Annotated in this window: 16 protein-coding genes; 12 read left to right on the top strand and 4 right to left on the bottom strand. The window is 63.3% G+C overall.

Annotated features, from left to right (window positions below; all coding sequences use genetic code 11):
• Positions 1-53 precede the first annotated feature (53 nt).
• Positions 54-944: an NAD(P)-dependent oxidoreductase gene (locus tag ACP15R_RS12365; protein ID WP_424986721.1), complete on the top strand. Its 891-nt coding sequence runs from the start codon at positions 54-56 to the stop codon at positions 942-944.
• Between the two features lie 2 nt (positions 945-946).
• Positions 947-1606: a hypothetical protein gene (locus ACP15R_RS12360; protein ID WP_424986720.1), complete on the top strand. Its 660-nt coding sequence runs from the start codon at positions 947-949 to the stop codon at positions 1604-1606.
• A gap of 25 nt (positions 1607-1631) precedes the next feature.
• Here the strand turns inward: ACP15R_RS12360 and ACP15R_RS12355 are convergent, their stop codons facing one another.
• From ACP15R_RS12355 to hemB, 3 genes are all read right to left on the bottom strand, one after another.
• A complete protein-coding gene (locus ACP15R_RS12355; protein ID WP_424986719.1) occupies positions 1632-2222 on the bottom strand; it encodes a YSC84-related protein in 591 nt (196 codons plus the stop codon).
• A 205-nt stretch (positions 2223-2427) separates the two neighbouring features.
• Positions 2428-4044, bottom strand: coding sequence for a M10 family metallopeptidase C-terminal domain-containing protein (locus tag ACP15R_RS12350; RefSeq protein WP_424986718.1), 1617 nt, complete (start codon positions 4042-4044; stop codon positions 2428-2430).
• Between the two features lie 229 nt (positions 4045-4273).
• The gene (hemB, locus tag ACP15R_RS12345; RefSeq protein ID WP_424986717.1) at positions 4274-5272 is read right to left on the bottom strand and encodes a porphobilinogen synthase; all 999 of its coding nucleotides are present in this window, start codon (positions 5270-5272) and stop codon (positions 4274-4276) included.
• Positions 5273-5384: 112 nt separating this feature from the next.
• Here hemB and ACP15R_RS12340 point away from each other — a divergent pair, with 112 nt between their 5' ends.
• From ACP15R_RS12340 to ACP15R_RS12320, 5 genes are all read left to right on the top strand, one after another.
• A complete protein-coding gene (locus tag ACP15R_RS12340; protein WP_424986716.1) occupies positions 5385-5912 on the top strand; it encodes a hypothetical protein in 528 nt (175 codons plus the stop codon).
• A gap of 28 nt (positions 5913-5940) precedes the next feature.
• On the top strand, positions 5941-9390 hold the full coding sequence (gene mfd / locus ACP15R_RS12335) for a transcription-repair coupling factor (RefSeq protein WP_424986715.1): 3450 nt from the start codon (positions 5941-5943) through the stop codon (positions 9388-9390).
• A 151-nt stretch (positions 9391-9541) separates the two neighbouring features.
• Positions 9542-10576 (top strand): GTPase ObgE, encoded by a 1035-nt coding sequence (obgE, locus tag ACP15R_RS12330; protein ID WP_424986714.1) that lies wholly within the window; start codon positions 9542-9544, stop codon positions 10574-10576.
• Entirely contained in the window at positions 10564-11670 is a 1107-nt protein-coding gene (proB, locus tag ACP15R_RS12325) for a glutamate 5-kinase (RefSeq protein ID WP_424986713.1), read from the top strand. The genes obgE and proB overlap by 13 nt, the downstream gene beginning before the upstream one ends.
• 73 nt (positions 11671-11743) lie before the next feature.
• Positions 11744-13000 carry a glutamate-5-semialdehyde dehydrogenase gene (locus ACP15R_RS12320; RefSeq protein WP_424986712.1) on the top strand — a complete coding sequence of 419 codons (1257 nt, stop codon included), beginning with the start codon at positions 11744-11746 and terminating at the stop codon, positions 12998-13000.
• A gap of 92 nt (positions 13001-13092) precedes the next feature.
• On the opposite strand, the gene ACP15R_RS12315 is transcribed toward ACP15R_RS12320, so the two are convergent.
• Positions 13093-13689, bottom strand: a complete 597-nt coding sequence (locus ACP15R_RS12315) for a histidine phosphotransferase family protein (RefSeq protein WP_424986711.1) — start codon at positions 13687-13689, stop codon at positions 13093-13095.
• A gap of 26 nt (positions 13690-13715) precedes the next feature.
• Here ACP15R_RS12315 and ACP15R_RS12310 point away from each other — a divergent pair, with 26 nt between their 5' ends.
• The 5 genes from ACP15R_RS12310 (at position 13716) to tsf (ending at position 17589) form a co-directional block, all read left to right on the top strand.
• Positions 13716-13898 carry a DUF3553 domain-containing protein gene (locus ACP15R_RS12310; RefSeq protein ID WP_424986710.1) on the top strand — a complete coding sequence of 61 codons (183 nt, stop codon included), beginning with the start codon at positions 13716-13718 and terminating at the stop codon, positions 13896-13898.
• A gap of 97 nt (positions 13899-13995) precedes the next feature.
• The gene (locus ACP15R_RS12305; protein ID WP_424986709.1) at positions 13996-14775 is read left to right on the top strand and encodes a GNAT family N-acetyltransferase; all 780 of its coding nucleotides are present in this window, start codon (positions 13996-13998) and stop codon (positions 14773-14775) included.
• Positions 14772-15599, top strand: coding sequence for a lysophospholipid acyltransferase family protein (locus ACP15R_RS12300; RefSeq protein ID WP_424986708.1), 828 nt, complete (start codon positions 14772-14774; stop codon positions 15597-15599). The genes ACP15R_RS12305 and ACP15R_RS12300 overlap by 4 nt, the downstream gene beginning before the upstream one ends.
• A 196-nt stretch (positions 15600-15795) precedes the next feature.
• The gene (gene rpsB, locus ACP15R_RS12295; RefSeq protein ID WP_424986707.1) at positions 15796-16629 is read left to right on the top strand and encodes a 30S ribosomal protein S2; all 834 of its coding nucleotides are present in this window, start codon (positions 15796-15798) and stop codon (positions 16627-16629) included.
• A gap of 84 nt (positions 16630-16713) precedes the next feature.
• Complete coding sequence (gene tsf / locus ACP15R_RS12290; RefSeq protein ID WP_424986706.1) at positions 16714-17589, top strand: translation elongation factor Ts; 876 nt, start codon at positions 16714-16716, stop codon at positions 17587-17589.
• Positions 17590-17766: the final 177 nt, after the last annotated feature.

Below are 17766 nucleotides of genomic sequence, written 5' to 3'. Positions count from 1 at the left end.
TGCCTGTTAGATACGGACGCAATCTATTTCAATCGGGTTCGAAGGGAAAGCAAATGGCGAAACTCGCGTTTCTGGGGCTTGGGGTGATGGGATACCCGATGGCCGGGCATCTCGCGTCTGCGGGACATGACGTGACCGTGTATAACCGAACGCCCGCCAAGGCCGAATCATGGGTGGCCGAACATGGTGGTGCGCGGGCGGATACGCCGCGCCAAGCCGCGCAGGATGCGGATTTCGTCATGTCCTGTGTGGGCAATGACGATGACCTGCGCAGTGTCTGCCTGGGCGAGAACGGGGCCTTTGCCGGCATGGCGGCGGGATCGGTTTTTGTCGATCACACCACGGTGTCCGCCAAGGTGACCCGCGAGCTTTATGCCGCGGCGAACGCGGCGGGGATCGGGTTTGTCGATGCGCCGATTTCCGGCGGCCAGGCAGGCGCGGAAAACGGCGTTCTGTCGGTGATGTGCGGCGGAGATCAGCCGATCTATGACCGAGCGGAAGAGATCATCGGCGCTTATGCGCGCATCTGCCGGCGCATCGGCGACAGTGGCGCCGGGCAGATGACCAAGATGTGCAACCAGATCGCCATTGCCGGGCTGGTGCAGGGGCTGTCCGAAGCGCTGCATTTTGCCGAAAGCGCCGGGCTGGACGGGCGCGCGGTTGTCGAGGTGATCAGCCAGGGGGCCGCCGGGTCGTGGCAGATGTCGAACCGGTATGAAACCATGCTCGACGATCATTTCGACCACGGGTTTGCCGTCGACTGGATGCGCAAGGACCTGGATATCTGCCTTGGCACCGCGGATGAGATCGGCGCATCGCTGCCGGTCACCGCGCTGGTCGATCAGTTTTACAAGGATGTGCAGCATATGGGGGGCGGCCGCCGGGATACGTCGAGCCTGATCCAGCGCCTGCGCGCCTTCAAACGCGGCGGCGCGGGGCACTGAGAATGCGCAAGGTCAGGCGCCGCGCCTGGGTCAACAAACCCGCCTCCGAACGGGTCAGGGTGCTGGGCCACCGTGCCTATGTCGGCGGCGGCACGCCGGAAATGTGGTACGGCATCGGCAAGCAGCAATATCACTGGCTGGTCAGCCAGGGCCTGCGCCCGGACCACCGCTTTCTCGACATCGCCTGCGGCAGCCTGCGGCTCGGACAATACCTGATCCCGTTCCTGAACCAGGGGCAGTATTTCGGGCTCGAGCCAGAAGCCGAGCTGGTGGAAAAGGGCCTTGCAGAAGAGCTGCTCTACGACATTGCCGAAATCAAGAAACCGACATTCGCGCATAACTACGATTTCGATTTCTCGTTCGTTGATGGCTATGACTATGCAATCGCGCAATCACTGGTGACGCATCTGAATCTCGAAGACACCACCCGGCTTCTGGCCGGGCTGCACAAGGTCAGCGGACCGCAAAGCACGTTCTTTTTCACCTTTTTCGAGGGCGACAGCGCGCGTAATCCAAAGGGGCCATCGCATGCCAACAAGCGCTGGCGCTATTCATTCGAGACGATGGCCGAAATCGGGGCTGAGACCGGCTGGACGCTGGACTATATCGGCGACTGGAAACACAAGCGCCGTCAGATGATGATCAGGGCCCGGCCCGCCTGAATGCGGGCGGGGCCGGTCTGCGGGATCAAGGGATGATGCGGGTGTATTTCGCGCCTTCCAGGGACGCGCCGGCATAGAGCCCCGCCTGACCGAAAATCGCGGCCAGGATCGGCGCGGTCAGCACGTTGGTATCGGTCGATGCGGATTCACCGCCTTCGGGCGTGACATAGTCGATCTCGGCCCCGGCGGTCCATCCGCTTGAGCGGCGGAACCCTTCCAGCGCGTCATGGGTCATGAAGAACAGAACATGGGCATATTGCTTGGCCCCGATCTGGAATCCGGCGCTGGCCTTGGTGTTGGAATAGTAGTCGACGGTCACGTCATTGACCCGCAGCGCACCGCGCCCATAGCCGCCGCCAAAGCCGAACCCGGCCTCGGTCACCAGCGGCATGACCAGCATGCCGTTGGCCTTGGCCGCGAGGTCGCGGGTGTTGGGATAGGTCCGGTACATCTGGGACAGTGTCGCGTCGACGCGGGCGTCGATGGTGGCCGCGCCCGTGCTGCCGATGCCATTGCCGCATGCCGCGATCAATGTGGTGCCGGCCAGCGCGCCGAATGCAAAACCCCGCCGGCTCAGGGCCACGGGGCGCGTGGGTTTCGTTGTGATGCTGCTCATGTCAATATTGCCTGTAAATGTTTGCCTGATCTGGCCGTTTTTCCGACCTTGCCGCGAAATATACGCAAGATCCCGTGGATTGTCACGCCGCTAAAGCGCCTCATGGCCAATCTGAGCCGTTCATTGCCGCCCGAAATCCGGGTTTCCCGCGCGCCGGATTGCAGGCAGACCCCGAATCGATTGGAGCCGCGCCCCGCAACCGCCGTCAGAGGATGAAATCCGCTTCGGTCAAATCGATCAGCCCGGTCATGTCGATCTGCATCTCGGCCGCCAGATCGCCGTCAAGATCCAGCAACACGCGGGTCAGCGCGCCGTCATGCTGATAGGCAAGGCTGGCGGAACCGGCCAGCAATGCGCCATTGCCCATGAAAGAGAGCATCGCGCCCAGCTGTGACAGGTCGATCAGGTCCTGACCCTGCTCAAAGTCGCGGATCAGGTCCGCATCCGGGCCCGGGCCGCTGTCCTCGGCTGTGCGAAACAGGAAGTGATCGTCGCCATCATTGCCGCTCAGCCGGTCGCGCCCCTTGCCGCCGTCGATGATGTCGTCGCCCATCCCGCCCTTGAGCTCGTCATCGCCCTTGCGACCAAACAGGCGGTCATCTCCGGCTCCGCCAAGCAGCACGTCACCGTCGCTGCCGCCCGACAGCCAGTCGTTGCCATGCCCGCCAATCAACCGGTCCGCGCCGCCGCCGCCATAAAGCATGTCGTTGCCCAGCTGCCCCAAGGCCAGATCCGCGCCCGCCGCACCGTCAAGCCGGTCGTCCTGGGCGCGGCCTTCCAGCCGGTTGTCCGCCGCGTTGCCGGTGATCTCATCCGCCCCGTCGCCGCCGATCGCGTTTTCGATCAGCGAGCGGGGATCGTCCTGGTATTGCAGGGCGTTGAAGATATTGCCCCGCGCCAGGGTGTCCTCGCCCAGCCGGGCGAGCTGGGCAGTGTCGAAAACCGAGTGTCCGCCCGGAGCGAGGTCGATCACAACCGGGGTGGAATAGGCGCTCAGGTCATAGGTGTCTTGGCCGCCGCCATCCCAGATCGTCGCGAAAATCCGGTTGCCCGCCGCGGTAAAGGCGATGGTGCCATCCACCAGCGTCGCTCCCTTGTAGGGATACCAGGAATAGACGGTGTCATCGCTGTTGACTTCGAAATTGGCGCCATACAGATATTGCAGCGCCGCGATGTCCAACATCATGAAACCTTGCGCATAGCCGTTGGTTTCATTGGTGTATTGCCCGGAAGCCGCCCCGACATGCGAGCGATAGGTCATGACCGTGTATTCCATCGAGTCATAGTCCGCGGGCAGGGTGCCAAAGGCCGTGCCCTCATGCCCATGCACCAGTCCCAGCGTGTGCCCCAGTTCGTGAACCAGCGTATGATGCGCATAATTGCCCGGAAGCGGGCCGGTATAGTCCAGACGACCGTTATGGGTCCAGATATCGCCCGATGTGGTGAAGGTGCCGGGAAAATAGGCCCATGCCGTGCCGAAATCATAGGGGTCGGCGGCGGTCTGTGCCAACCGGACCGAGGCATCCCGCTCGCGTCCGGGGGTAACATCCAGCGCGGTAAACCCTTCGACGGCAAAACCCGCATGGACCCGGTTGCCGCTATCCGCATCGAGCAAACGGGTCAGGGCGGCCCGCATCAGCGGCGAGGCGGGCAGGAACCCCTGGTTCTCGCCGCCGCCATAGCCGGGCTCATAGGCCCCGAGATCGGCGGGGGCGCTATAGGTGATCGCCCCGTCAAGCCATCTCTGGTTATGCAGGATGGCATCGATCCTGGGGTCTCCGGAGGCGATGACCGAGGTCACCTGTTCACGAACGCCGCTCAACCGCGCACACCGCAGGACAAGAAAAACTCATAGGACATGAATGCAACACCTCTTCAAAACCAACTAACGCCACATCGGGAAATCGCCCGGCGCAGCCGCAACATATTCCCGCCGGGCGGGGTACAAGCGGTTGCGGCCTGACCACAAGACTGAGCCGGATCCCGGATGCGATACAAGGTAAGGGATCTGCTACCTTCGCACAATGATCTTGCATCGGGACGGGCGGATGTCAGCCGTTCAGCAACCGCGCGACATCGGGGGCGAAATAGGTCAGGACACCATCACAGCCCGCGCGCTTGAATGCCATCAGGCTCTCCATCATCACCCGTTCGCCATCGATCCAGCCGTTCTGCTGGGCGGCGCGGATCATCGCGTATTCGCCACTGACCTGATAGGCAAAGGTCGGCGCGCCGAACGTGTCCTTGACCCGTCGGCAGATGTCCAGATAGGGCAGGCCGGGTTTGACCATCACCATGTCGGCCCCTTCGGTCAGGTCCCGTTCGATCAGGCGCAGGGCCTCGTTCGAATTGGCCGGATCCATCTGGTAGGTGTTCTTGTCCCCGCTCAGCGCCGCGGACGCGCCGACCGCATCGCGGAACGGGCCATAGAAGGCGCTGGCATATTTTGCCGCATAGCTCAGGATCATCACGTCCCGGTGCCCGGCCTGCTCGAGCGCGGTGCGGATTGCCCCGATCCGGCCGTCCATCATGTCGCTCGGACCGATGATGTCGGCACCGGCCTCGGCCTGCGCCAGCGCCATTCTCACCAGCGCCTCGACGGTTCTGTCATTGACGATTTCACCGTCCACCACGAACCCGTCATGGCCATTGATATTGTAGGTATCCAGCGCCACGTCGGTCATGATCGCGATCTCGGGGACGGCGGCCTTGATCGCCCGTATGGCGCGGTTGGTGTGGTTCTCGGGATCCCAGGCCCCGGCGCAATCCTCGGTGCGTTCTTGCAGGCCGGTATAGGGAAACAGGCAGATCGCCGGGATGCCCAGGTCGGCCGCCTTGCGCGCCGCCTCGACCGCCTTGTCGACGCTGCGCCGCATGACGCCGGGCATCGAGGGCACCGGCTCCTCCACCCCGTCACCGGCACGGACGAATATCGGCCAGATCAGATCCCCGACCGACAGCGTGTTCTCGCGGACCAGCCCGCGCACCGCCGGCGACTGGCGGGTCCGGCGCAGGCGTGCCGCGGGAAAGGGGGCAACGGTGGGTTTCATGGCGCAGTCTCCTTGAACAATTCGCCATTGGGTGGCATGGAAAGCCGGCATCGGCAAGAGCAACGCGAACCCGCGTGCAATTCAGGCCAACAACCGGAACCGGGGACAGCGCGTGGAATGGTATTCCTCCATATTCGAACTGATCGACATGCGGTCGTTTTCCAACCTCTGGTTCTGGATTGCGCTGGCGGTGTTCTGGTCCTCGGCGAGCCATTGGGTGCTGGGCATTCCCTTTGACATGGTACAGCGCGCCCGGCGCGTCGGCGGGCAGGCCGAGCTTGACCTCGAGATCATCGCGCGGGTGAATGTCAACCGGTTGCTTTATATCGGGCGGGTGTCCGGTATCTGGCTGCTGGGCTTTGCCTGTTTCCTGCTGTCCGGGCTGGTGGTGCTGGGGTTCTGGTACCGGATGGAATTCGCCCAGGCGGTGCTGTTCCTGATGTTGCCGATGACGCTGGTCAGCGCGATGAGCCTGGCCACCGCGCGCCGCATCGAGCAACAGGCCGCCTCGGGCGAGGCGCTGCGCCGGATCCTGGCGCGGCACCGGTTCTTTACGCAGGTGATCGGGATGATCTCCATATTCTTCACGGCGCTCTGGGGGATGTACCAGAACCTGACCATCGGCGTCCTCGGGCACTGAGACAGCACTAGCAAACGGAGCAAGACAGATGAAGCCATCGGCCCATATCACCGTCGGCGGGGCACCCGAAGGCTATGACGCGCGTCTTATCCTGAACGAGGTCGCCCGCGAACAGGCCCCGGTGATCCATATCGCCCGCGACGACAAACGGCTCGCGGCGCTGCGCGCGGCGCTGGCGTTCTTTGCGCCGGATATGCCGGTGCTGGTGTTTCCGGGCTGGGATTGTCTGCCCTATGACCGGGTGTCGCCCCACGCGGACATTTCGGCGGCGCGCATGGCGACGCTGGCGGGGCTGGTACATCAGGTCCCCGGCCGGTTCGTGTTGCTGACGACGCTGAACGCCGCGACCCAGCGGCTGCCGGCCCGGGATGTGTTGCGCGATGCGGCCTTTACCGCCCGTGTCGGCGACCGCATCGACGAAAACGCCCTGCGCCAGTTTCTCGTGCGGATGGGATTCAGCCAGAGCCCGACGGTGATGGAGCCGGGCGATTACGCGATCCGGGGCGGTATCATCGACATTTTTCCACCGGGCGAGGGCGGTCCGGTGCGGCTTGATTTGTTCGGCGATGTGCTGGATGGCGCGCGCCGGTTCGATCCGGCCAGCCAGCGCACAACGGAAAAGCTCGACATGGTCGAGCTTGCCCCGGTTTCCGAGGTCATTCTAGACGACGCCGCGATCACCCGGTTTCGCCAGAATTACCGCATCGAATTCGGTGCTGCCGGCACGGATGACCCGCTCTATGAAGCGGTCAGCGCCGGGCGCAAGCATCAGGGCATCGAACATTGGTTGCCGTTCTTTCACGACCGGCTGGAAACCCTGTTCGATTACCTGCCCGGCGTGACGGTCACGCAGGACGATCAACTGACCCCCTCGCGCCTGTCGCGATGGGAGGGGATCGAGGACCAATACGAGACCCGCAAATTGGCGATGCAGGCAAAATCGCGTATCGACAGCGTCTACAAGCCCGCGCCCCCCGATCTGCTCTATCTGAACGATGCCGGCTGGCAAGAGGCGGTTTCAGGCCGCCGCGTGCTGCAATTCCATGCGCTGCCGCAGGCCATCGGACCCGGCGTGATCGACGCGGGCGGACGCATCGGGCGCAATTTCGCACCGGAACGGCAGCAGGAACAGATCAGCCTTTTCGGCGCTCTGGCCGATCATGTCCGCGAGCGGATGCAGGCCGGGCCGGTGGTGATCGCGTCCTATTCCGAAGGCGCGCGCGAGCGGCTGGCCGGGTTGATCGAAGACGAGGGGCTGGCCGAAACCATCGCCATTCCCGACGCCACCCGCATCGGCAAGCGCGGGCTGCACCTTGCGGTCTGGGCGCTGGAGCACGGGTTTCAGACCGATGAACTGACCGTGATCTCGGAACAGGATGTACTGGGCGACCGGTTGATCCGGTCCGCCAAAAAGCGTCGCAAGGCCGAGAACTTCCTGACCGAGACGCAATCCCTGTCACCCGGTGACCTGGTGGTGCATGTGGATCACGGGATCGGCCGCTACCAGGGGATGGAAGTCATCACCGCCGCCGGGGCCGCGCATGAATGCCTGCTGCTGGAATATGCCGAAAGCTCGAAACTCTACCTGCCGGTCGAGAACATCGAATTGCTGTCGAAATATGGCCACGAGGAAGGTTTGCTCGACAAGCTGGGCGGCGGCGCGTGGCAGGCGAAAAAGGCCAGGCTCAAGGAACGCATCCGCGAAATGGCCGACCGGCTGATCCGGGTTGCGGCAGAGCGCGCGTTGCGCAAGGCCCCCGTGCTGGAACCCGAGCACCACGCATGGGAGGCGTTTTCCGCGCGCTTCCCGTATCAGGAAACCGATGATCAGCTGGCGGCGATTGCCGACGTTCTGGGAGACATGACCAGCGGCAACCCGATGGACCGGCTGGTCTGTGGCGATGTGGGCTTTGGCAAGACCGAGGTGGCGATGCGCGCGGCCTTTGTCGCGGCGATGTCCGGCGTTCAGGTGGCCATCATCGCGCCGACAACCCTGTTGGCCCGGCAGCATTACGCCAGCTTTGCCGAGCGGTTTCGCGGCTTTCCGTTCCAGGTGCGGCAATTGTCGCGCTTTGTCTCGGCGAAAGAGGCGCAACAGGCCCGCGACGGCATGGCGCGCGGCACCGTCGATATCGTGATCGGCACCCATGCGCTCTTGGCCAAGGGCGTGCGCTTTCAGAACCTTGGCCTGCTGATCATCGACGAGGAACAGCATTTCGGCGTCACCCACAAGGAACGCCTCAAACAGCTGCGCAGCGACATTCACGTGCTGACCCTGACCGCCACGCCGATCCCGCGCACGCTGCAACTGTCGCTCTCCGGTGTGCGCGACCTGTCGATCATCGGCACGCCGCCCGTCGACCGGCTCGCCATCCGCACCTATGTCAGCGAATTTGACGCGGTCACCATCCGCGAGGCGCTCTTGCGCGAACACTATCGCGGCGGGCAGTCCTTTTACGTCGTACCGCGCATTTCCGACCTGCGCGAGATCGAGGAATTCCTCAAGGAACAGGTCCCCGAAATCAGCTTTATCACGGCCCATGGCCAGATGGCTGCTGGTGAACTCGATGACCGGATGAATGCCTTTTACGATGGCAAATACGATGTGCTGCTCGCCACCACCATCGTCGAATCCGGCCTCGACATTCCAACCGCCAACACCATGATCGTGCACCGCGCCGATATGTTCGGGCTGGCCCAGCTCTATCAAATCCGGGGCAGGGTGGGCCGCTCCAAAACCCGCGCCTATGCCTATCTCACAACCAAACCCCGCACCAAGCTGACCCCCACCGCCGAAAAGCGCCTGCGCGTGCTCGGCAGCCTTGATACACTGGGCGCAGGCTTTACCCTGGCCAGCCAGGATCTCGATATTCGCGGCGCGGGCAACCTTCTGGGCGAGGAACAATCCGGCCAGATGCGCGATGTGGGTTATGAACTCTATCAATCCATGCTCGAAGAGGCGATCGCCAAGATCAAGGCAGGCGAGCTTGAGGGCCTGTCTGACTCCGATGATCAATGGGCACCACAGATCAACCTCGGCGTGCCGGTCCTGATCCCCGATGATTACGTGCCCGATCTGGATGTGCGCCTCGGCCTCTACCGCCGCCTTTCGGCCCTCTCGACCAAGGTCGAGCTCGAAGGCTTTGCCGCCGAACTCATCGACCGGTTCGGCAAGCTGCCCAAAGAGGTCAACACCCTGCTGCTGGTGGTGCGGATCAAGGCGATGTGCAAACGCGCCGGGATTTCCAAGCTCGATGGTGGCCCCAAGGGGGCGACGATCCAGTTTCACAACGACAAGTTCGCCAGCCCCGAAGGGCTCGTGGCCTTTATCCAGGACCAGAACGGCCTCGCCAAGGTCAAGGACAACAAGATCGTCGTGCGCCGCGACTGGAAAAAGGACAGCGACAAGATCAAGGGGGCCTTTGCCATTGCCCGCGATCTGGCCGAGAAACTGGTCCGCAGGAAAAAGGCCGGCTAGCGGGGGGGGACCCGGCATCCGGGCGCGAACATGCGGGCATTGCGGCCGCTGCCCCTTGCCTCGGGACCGGCCGATGTGGCACAGCGATGCGACGCAGGAGGGAACGGTGGACCGTTCTGTCGCAGGACCTTGAGAATAGGGTGTTAGAGTTATGAAATTCCTGGACCTCGCCAAGGTCTATATCCGGTCTGGCGCCGGCGGAAACGGCTGTATCAGCTTTCGCCGCGAGAAATACATCGAATATGGCGGACCTGATGGCGGCGATGGCGGCAATGGCGGATCGGTCTGGGCCGAAGCGGTCGACGGGCTGAACACGCTGATTGATTTCCGCTATCAGCAGCATTTCTTTGCCAAGAACGGCCAGCCGGGCATGGGGCGGCAGCGCACCGGCAAGGATGGCGATGAAATCGTATTGCGCGTGCCCGTGGGCACCGAGATCCTCGACGAGGATCAGGAAACCGTCATCGCCGATCTCACCGAGGTTGGTCAACGCATTCAACTGGCGCGTGGCGGCAATGGCGGCTTTGGCAACCTGCATTTCAAATCCTCGACCAACCAGGCCCCGCGCCGGGCCAATCCGGGGCAGGAGGGGGTCGAGCGCACCCTTTGGCTGCGGCTCAAGCTGATTGCGGATGTCGGGCTTTTGGGGCTGCCCAATGCGGGTAAATCGACCTTTCTCGCGGCCACCTCGAACGCCCGGCCTAAGATCGCCGATTACCCGTTCACCACCTTGCACCCGAACCTGGGCGTGGTTGGGGTCGACAATGTGGAATTCGTGATCGCGGATATTCCGGGGCTGATTGCCGGCGCCCATGAAGGGCGCGGGATCGGGGATCGGTTCCTGGGGCATGTGGAACGCTGCGCCGTCCTGCTGCACCTGGTTGACGGTACTTCCGAGACGATTGCCGAGGATTATCAAACCATTATCCACGAACTCGAAGCCTATGGCGGCGAGCTGGCGGACAAGCCGCGCGTCACCGCGCTCAACAAGGTCGATGCCCTTGATGACGAAGAGCGCGAGGCGGCGGTTGCCGCGCTCATGCAAGCCAGCGGCGGCAGCGTGATGACCATGTCCGGCGTCAGCCGCGAGGGGGTGCAGGAGGTGCTGCGCGCCCTGCGCTCGCAGATCGACGCGGACCGGCTGCGCCAGAAGCCCGAGACCGAGGCGGAACCGTGGCGTCCCTGACACGCGCCCGGCGCGTCGTTGTCAAGATCGGGTCGGCCCTACTGGTCGACCGCGAAACCGGCGCGCTGCGGGCGGATTGGCTGACCTCGCTGGCAGAGGATGTCGCCTGGCTCAAGCTGGGCGGGGCCGATGTGATCCTGGTTTCTTCGGGTTCGATCGCGCTTGGGCGCGGGGTGCTGGGCCTGCCCGCAAGCGAACTGGCGCTGGAGCAATCGCAGGCGGCGGCGGCGGTCGGGCAGATCCGGCTGGCCCGCGCCTATGAAGAGGCGCTGACCCCGCATGGCATCACCACCGCCCAGGTGCTCGTGACCCTGGAAGACAGCACCAACCGGCGGCGCTATCTCAATACGCGGGCGACGCTGGAAACCCTGCTCGGACTGCAAGCCGTGCCCATCGTGAACGAGAATGACACCATCGCCACCGACGAAATCCGCTATGGCGACAATGATCGTCTGGCCGCGCAGGTGGCGGTGACGGTGGGGGCGGACCAGCTGATCCTCCTGTCGGATGTCGATGGCTTTTATACCGCCAATCCGGCGACCGATCCGGACGCCACGCGCTATGAGTTGATCGACACCATCACGCCCGAGATCGAGGCCATGGCCGGTGACGCGGGCTCGGGTCTGTCCAAGGGCGGGATGAAGACCAAGCTGATGGCCGCCAAGATGGCAACCGCCGGTGGCTGTGCCATGGCGATCACCGAAGGATCGACCCACAACCCCTTGCAATCGCTTGAAAACGGCGCAAACGCCACCTGGTTCACCGCACAGCTTGATCCGCAGGCGGCGCGCAAGCGCTGGATCAACGCGATGAAGCCGCGCGGGGTGGTGACGATTGATGCCGGCGCGGCCGGGGCCCTGGGGCGCGGCAACAGCCTGCTGCCCGCCGGGGTCGTCAGGGTGACCGGCAGTTTCGGGCGCGGCGACCCGGTCGAGATTCACGACCCCGACCAGCACCGGATCGGCCAAGGGCTCAGCCGCTATACCGCCTCCGAGGCGCGGTCGATCATGGGGTGCAAATCCACCGATATCGAAGCGCGGCTTGGTTATCCGGGCCGCGCGGCTTTGATCCATCGCGACGATATGGCATTGTAGATTTCTCACCGGCTTCTGTTTTGACGCAGGATTTGCCGGTCAAGCACGGACAAGGGCGAAGATGATGAAAGACATGGACAATATTCCCGCTTTGATGGCCGAGATTGGCACCCGCGCCAAGGCCGCCAGTCAGACCCTTGCCTTTGCCAGCCCAGAGAGCAAACGCGCCGCGTTGGTCGCGGCGGCGGACGCGGTGTGGCGCGGGCGCGCGGACATCATCGCCGCCAATGCCCGCGATCTGGACTATGGCCGCGACAAGGGGCTGTCGGGCGCGATGATGGACCGGCTGATGCTGGATGATGACCGTATCCGCGGTATTGTCGACGGGCTGCGCGCGGTGGCAGAGCAACCCGATCCCGTTGGGGAGATCATCGAGGAATGGGACCGGCCCAGCGGGCTGCATATCAGCCGGGTGCGCACGCCCCTTGGCGTGATCGGCGTGATCTATGAGAGCCGCCCCAACGTGACGGCGGATGCCGGGGCGCTGTGCCTGAAATCGGGGAATGCCGTGATCCTGCGCGGCGGGTCCGAGAGTTTTCATTCTTCGGCCGCGATCCATGCCTGCCTGGTCCAAGGGTTGCGCAGCGCGGGCCTGCCGGAGGAGTCGATTCAACTGGTGCCGACACGTGACCGCGCCGCGGTTTCCGAGATGCTGACCATGACCGACACGGTTGACGTGATCGTGCCACGTGGCGGCAAGGGGTTGGTCGGGCTGGTCCAGCGCGAGGCGCGGGTGCCGGTGTTTGCCCATCTTGAGGGCATCGTTCACATCTATCTGGACAAGGACGCCAACCCGCAAAAGGCGCTTGATGTGGTACTGAACGCCAAGACACGCCGCACGGGGATCTGCGGCGCGGCGGAATGTCTGCTGATCCACGAGGATATTGCCGAAACCATCGGGGCCGAGGTGATTTCTGCGCTGCTGGCTGCCGGGGTCGAGGTGCGCGCCGAGGGGGGGCTGGCCCAAATTGCCGGGGCGGTCGCCGCCAGTGACGACGATTGGGGCCGCGAGTATCTCGACATGATTATCGCCGCCAAACCGGTTGCCGATCTGGACGCGGCCATCACCCATATCCGGACCTACGGATCAAACCATACCGATTGCATCATCACCGAGAATACCGGCGCAGCGGCGCGGTTCTTTGAACGGCTGGACAGCGCGATCCTGATGCAGAACGCTTCGACCCAGTTTGCGGATGGCGGCGAGTTCGGCATGGGTGCCGAGATCGGCATCGCAACCGGCAAGATGCACGCGCGCGGCCCGGTGGGGGCCAGGCAGCTGACCAGTTTCAAATACCTCGTGCGCGGGGATGGAACGGTGCGCGACTAATACGGCCCCCCCCGACGCACGAAACCTAGGTTTCAACGCGCCGGGGGGGGGGTGGCCCGTCAGGCGTTGTGCGCCGCTTTGGAAGCACCATCTCAGAAATGGATGACGATGCGGCCATCCACCTGTTCGGTTGAAATGCTGCGCCCCAGATCGGCGGCCACGGTCGGCATCAATGGGAATTGCACCTGTGCCGGGGTGACCTGGTCCAGCGTTTCCGGAGCCGACAGCCCGGCCCATAGCGACGGATCGACATTCAGCTTGTCCGACACGCCGGCGATGCTCCAGCGGTCGTCCTCGACTGTCACCATCACGGTGCCGCCATAGGGCATCGCGGTTTCAAGGCACTGGATCGCCAGAAACGCCAGCCGCACATTGGCGCGGCTTTGCGGTTCAACCGGGTTCCAATGCAATTGCAGACGCCCGCCACGGCTGACATCGTCGAGCACCGACATGATTTCGGCGCGCCCGAGCATCTGTTCGCCGGAGGCGCCATAGGCAATGCGAAAGAACCGGATGCGCGCGCCGGCATTGCCAACGCTGTCGCTGATCAGGTCCAGTTCGGGGCCCTGTACGCCCCCGGCCATGTCGAGCAGTTCGAGACCATTGGTAATGGCCCCGATGGGGCTGATCAGGTCATGGCAGATTCTGGACCCTATCAAGGACGCCAGATTGTGGTTACTCTGTCCCACGTGTTTCCTCCGTTTCAGGGCCTGTTGTGACCGATCTCAATGCGATTCTCGAACCCGGTATGCTGGTGCGCCACCCCGACTTCAATGACTGGGGCGTCGGACAGGTGCAATCGAATGTTGGCGGCAAGATCACGGTCAACTTTCGCGAGCAGGGAAAGGTGGTCATTGACGGCACACGCGTGTCGCTGGTTCCCGTCTTTGATTCCTGAAACCGGTTTACGAATGGTTAATTTTCGACGAATGCATTGCATCTGTTGCCATTGTGCACCGATGCGCGCTATGGGTCGCCAACTGAATTCCGGATAGATGACCTCAGCCACGATGCCTGGACCCGAGCCCGAATTTACCGTCAGGCTGGCGCAGAGCGACGCCGATCTGCGGGCGGCCCAGACGCTGCGCTATGACGTTTTCGTGCGCGAACTGGGCGGGGGTGGTCCGCTGGTCGATCACGAGAGCCAGCTGGAACGAGACCGTTTCGATCCCTATTTCGACCACCTGCTGGTGTTTCACGAGCCCACGTCACAGGTTGTCGGAGTCTATCGCCTGATGCGCGCGGATCAGGCGGTCAAGGCCGGACAGTTCTATTCCGAGAGCGAATATGATCTGGGGCCGCTCAGATCATCGGGCCGCAGGTTGCTCGAACTGGGGCGATCCTGTTTGCACCGAGACTTTCGCGGCGGTGTTGCGATGTTCCATCTTTGGACCGGGCTGGCGCGTTATGTCGAAACACACGGTATCGACATCCTGTTCGGCGTCGCCAGTTTTCACGGAACCGATGCGCAGAAGCTGGCGCAGCCGCTTGCCATGTTGAACCACGCCCACCTTGCGCCACCGGAACTGCGGGTGCGGGCGCGGGCGGATCACTTTCAGCGCATGGACCTTGTCGCGCCCGGCGATCTTGACCGGCGGCGCGCCATGATCGAGATGCCCGCCCTGATCAAGGCCTATCTGCGGCTGGGCGGATTTGTTGGCCAGGGGGCCTATCTCGATCACGCGTTCAACACAACGGATGTCTGTCTGGTCCTCGACACCGCACGGATGAACGCCCGGCAGAGGCGCATCTACGCGGGCGAGCGCGCGGGATGAACCCGACCTGGGAAAGCGAAACCGACCCCGATCCGGTCCGCATCGGCCCGGGCGGCTGGATGCGCGTTGCATTGCGCGGGTCGGCGCTGGCAATCCTCGTGTTCGGCTGCCTGTTGGTCCTGTTGCTCGTGCGATTGATCGAAAGGCCACTCTTTGGGGTGAAACGACCGGTCACGCCGTTCATCACGCAATTTGTCTGTCGCAACGCGTTTCGTATTCTGGGCATGGAGTTTTCGGCGTCGGGTCGGTTGATGTCCGAACACGGGGCGGTTGTCGCGAACCATTCTTCTTGGCTTGATATCTTTGCGCTGAACGCCCGAAAACGGGTGTATTTCGTGTCGAAATCCGAAGTGGCGGGTTGGCCCGGGATCGGATGGCTGGCCCGGGCCACCGGCACGGTATTCATCGAACGCAACCCCGCGCGGGCGCGCGAGCAGACCGCGCTGTTCGAGCAGCGGCTGTTGGCCGGTCACAAGCTGCTGTTCTTTCCCGAGGGCACGTCAACGGACGGATTGCGGATATTGCCATTTAAAACAACGCTTTTCGAAGCGTTTCTTACGGATAATCTGAAGAATACGGTGTGTGTGCAGCCGGTAAATGTGATTTATCATCCGCCAAGGGGCCAGCCCGCCCGGTTTTATGGCTGGTGGGGCGACATGGATTTCGGCACCCACCTGATCAAGACGCTGGCGGTGCGGCATCCGGGGTCGGTTGAACTGGTCTATCATCCGGCGGTGCCGGTGGCCGATTTCGCCAATCGCAAGGCGTTGGCCGCGCATTGCGAAACGGTTGTGCGCACCTGTCATGCGGCGCGAACAGGCTGAGCCGCTGCGAGAGGGCGCGCTGTCTGGCAATCTCTCGCCGAAAAGGCCTTGCGCCCGCCGGCATCGTGCAGTATGGCCCCAGCACTCAACCCGCAGGTGGGGTTGGGCCGATGGGAGAGACATCCCCAAAGGTCCGCCGGTTGGCGCATCCGCGTCGAGACCCCCGCCGAGGACAAAACCGGAAAGGAAAACGAGCATGGCTCTTCCCGAGTTCACCATGCGCCAGCTGCTGGAAGCAGGCGTTCACTTTGGCCACCAGACTCAGCGCTGGAACCCGCGCATGGCGCATTACATATACGGCGCGCGCAACGGCATCCACATCATGGACCTGACGCAGACCGTGCCGATGCTGGACCAGGCGCTGCAAATCATCCGTGACACCGTCGCCAAGGGTGGCCGCGTGCTGTTCGTCGGCACCAAGCGTCAGGCCAGCCAGCCGATCGCCGAAGCCGCCGAGAAATCCGCGCAATATTACATGAACCACCGCTGGCTGGGCGGCACGCTGACCAACTGGCAGACCGTTTCCAAGTCGATCCAGCGCCTCAAGCATATCGACGAGCAAATGGAAACCGGTGCCGCCGGCCTGACCAAGAAAGAGCGTCTGGGCATGGAACGTGACCAGGGCAAGCTTCAGGCGTCGCTGGGCGGTATCCGCGAGATGGGCGGCACGCCGGACCTGCTGTTTGTCATCGACGTCAAGAAAGAAGCGCTGGCCATCGCCGAAGCCAACAAGCTGGGCATCCCGGTTGTCGCCGTTGTCGACACCAACTGCTCGCCTGACGGCGTTGATTTCGTGATCCCGGGCAACGACGACGCGGCCCGTGCCATTGCGCTCTACTGTGACCTGGCCGCGCGCGCCGCGCTGGACGGTATGTCGGCCCAGCTGGGTGCCGCTGGCGTTGACCTCGGCGCAATGGAAGAAGCGCCCGTCGAGGAAGTCGTGGCCGAGGAAGCTCCCGCCGAAGCGGCGGCTGACAGCTCGAGCATCGACGCCGCCGCCAAGGCGCTGGAATCGGCCTCCAAGGCCTGATCCCCGTCCGTCATTCAATTGACACGCAGCGCGGGCATATCCCGCGCTGCACCCGTTGAACATTTCCGTGAAGGAGAGCCGAACATGGCAATTACCGCATCTATGGTAAAAGAACTGCGCGACAGCACCGGCGCAGGCATGATGGACGCCAAGAAGGCGCTGACCGAAACCGCTGGCGACATGGAAGCCGCCGTCGACTGGCTGCGCACCAAGGGCCTGGCAAAGGCCGCCAAGAAGTCCGGCCGCGTTGCTGCCGAAGGTCTGGTTGCCGTTGTCGTTGAAGGTGGCAAGGGCGTGGCCGTCGAGGTCAACTCGGAAACCGATTTCGTCGCCAAGAACGGCGAATTCCAGGAAATGGTGAGCGGTATCGCGCGCGCCGCCCTCGGGGTTGACGATGTCGAGGCGCTGAAATCCGCCGACATGGGTGGCAAATCGGTCGCCGATGTCATCACCGACAAGATCGCCACCATCGGTGAAAACATGTCGGTGCGCCGCATGACGGGCATCGAAGGCGAAGCCGTGGTTTCGTATGTCCACAACGCGGCCACCTCGGGCATGGGCAAGATCGGTGTTCTGGTTGCGCAGACCGGTGGCGACGAAGCCTTTGGCAAACAGGTTGCCATGCATATCGCCGCGGTGAATCCTGCCGCGCTGAGCGAAGCCGACATGGACCCCGCCGTCATCGAGAAAGAAAAGCAGGTCCAGATGGACATCGCCCGCGAAAGCGGCAAGCCCGAGCAGGTCATCGAAAAGATGATCGTCGGCCGGATGAAGAAATTCGTCGCGGAATCCACGCTGCTCAACCAGCAATTCGTGGTGAACCCGGACCTGACCGTGGGCGAGGCCGCCAAGGAAGCCGGCGCAACCATCACCGGTTTCGTGCGTCTTGAGGTCGGCGAAGGCATCGAGAAGAAAGAAGAAGACTTTGCCGCCGAAGTCGCCAAGGCCGCGCAGGGCTAAGCCCCTGTCACAATAATACGGGCCCGTTTGGAGCAATCCGGGCGGGCCTTTTTCATTGCCGCAGGCATATGAACAATTGGAGCCGCGCCATTGCGGGCACGGCTCCGATCAATTGAACGCCCCGATTCTATGGGGATGGAAGGGGCTACTCAAAGGTTCCGACCCGATACGCGGAAC

Source organism: Microbulbifer sp. S227A (assembly GCF_049800935.1).
This window is presented reverse-complemented; position numbering and strand designations above follow the sequence as displayed.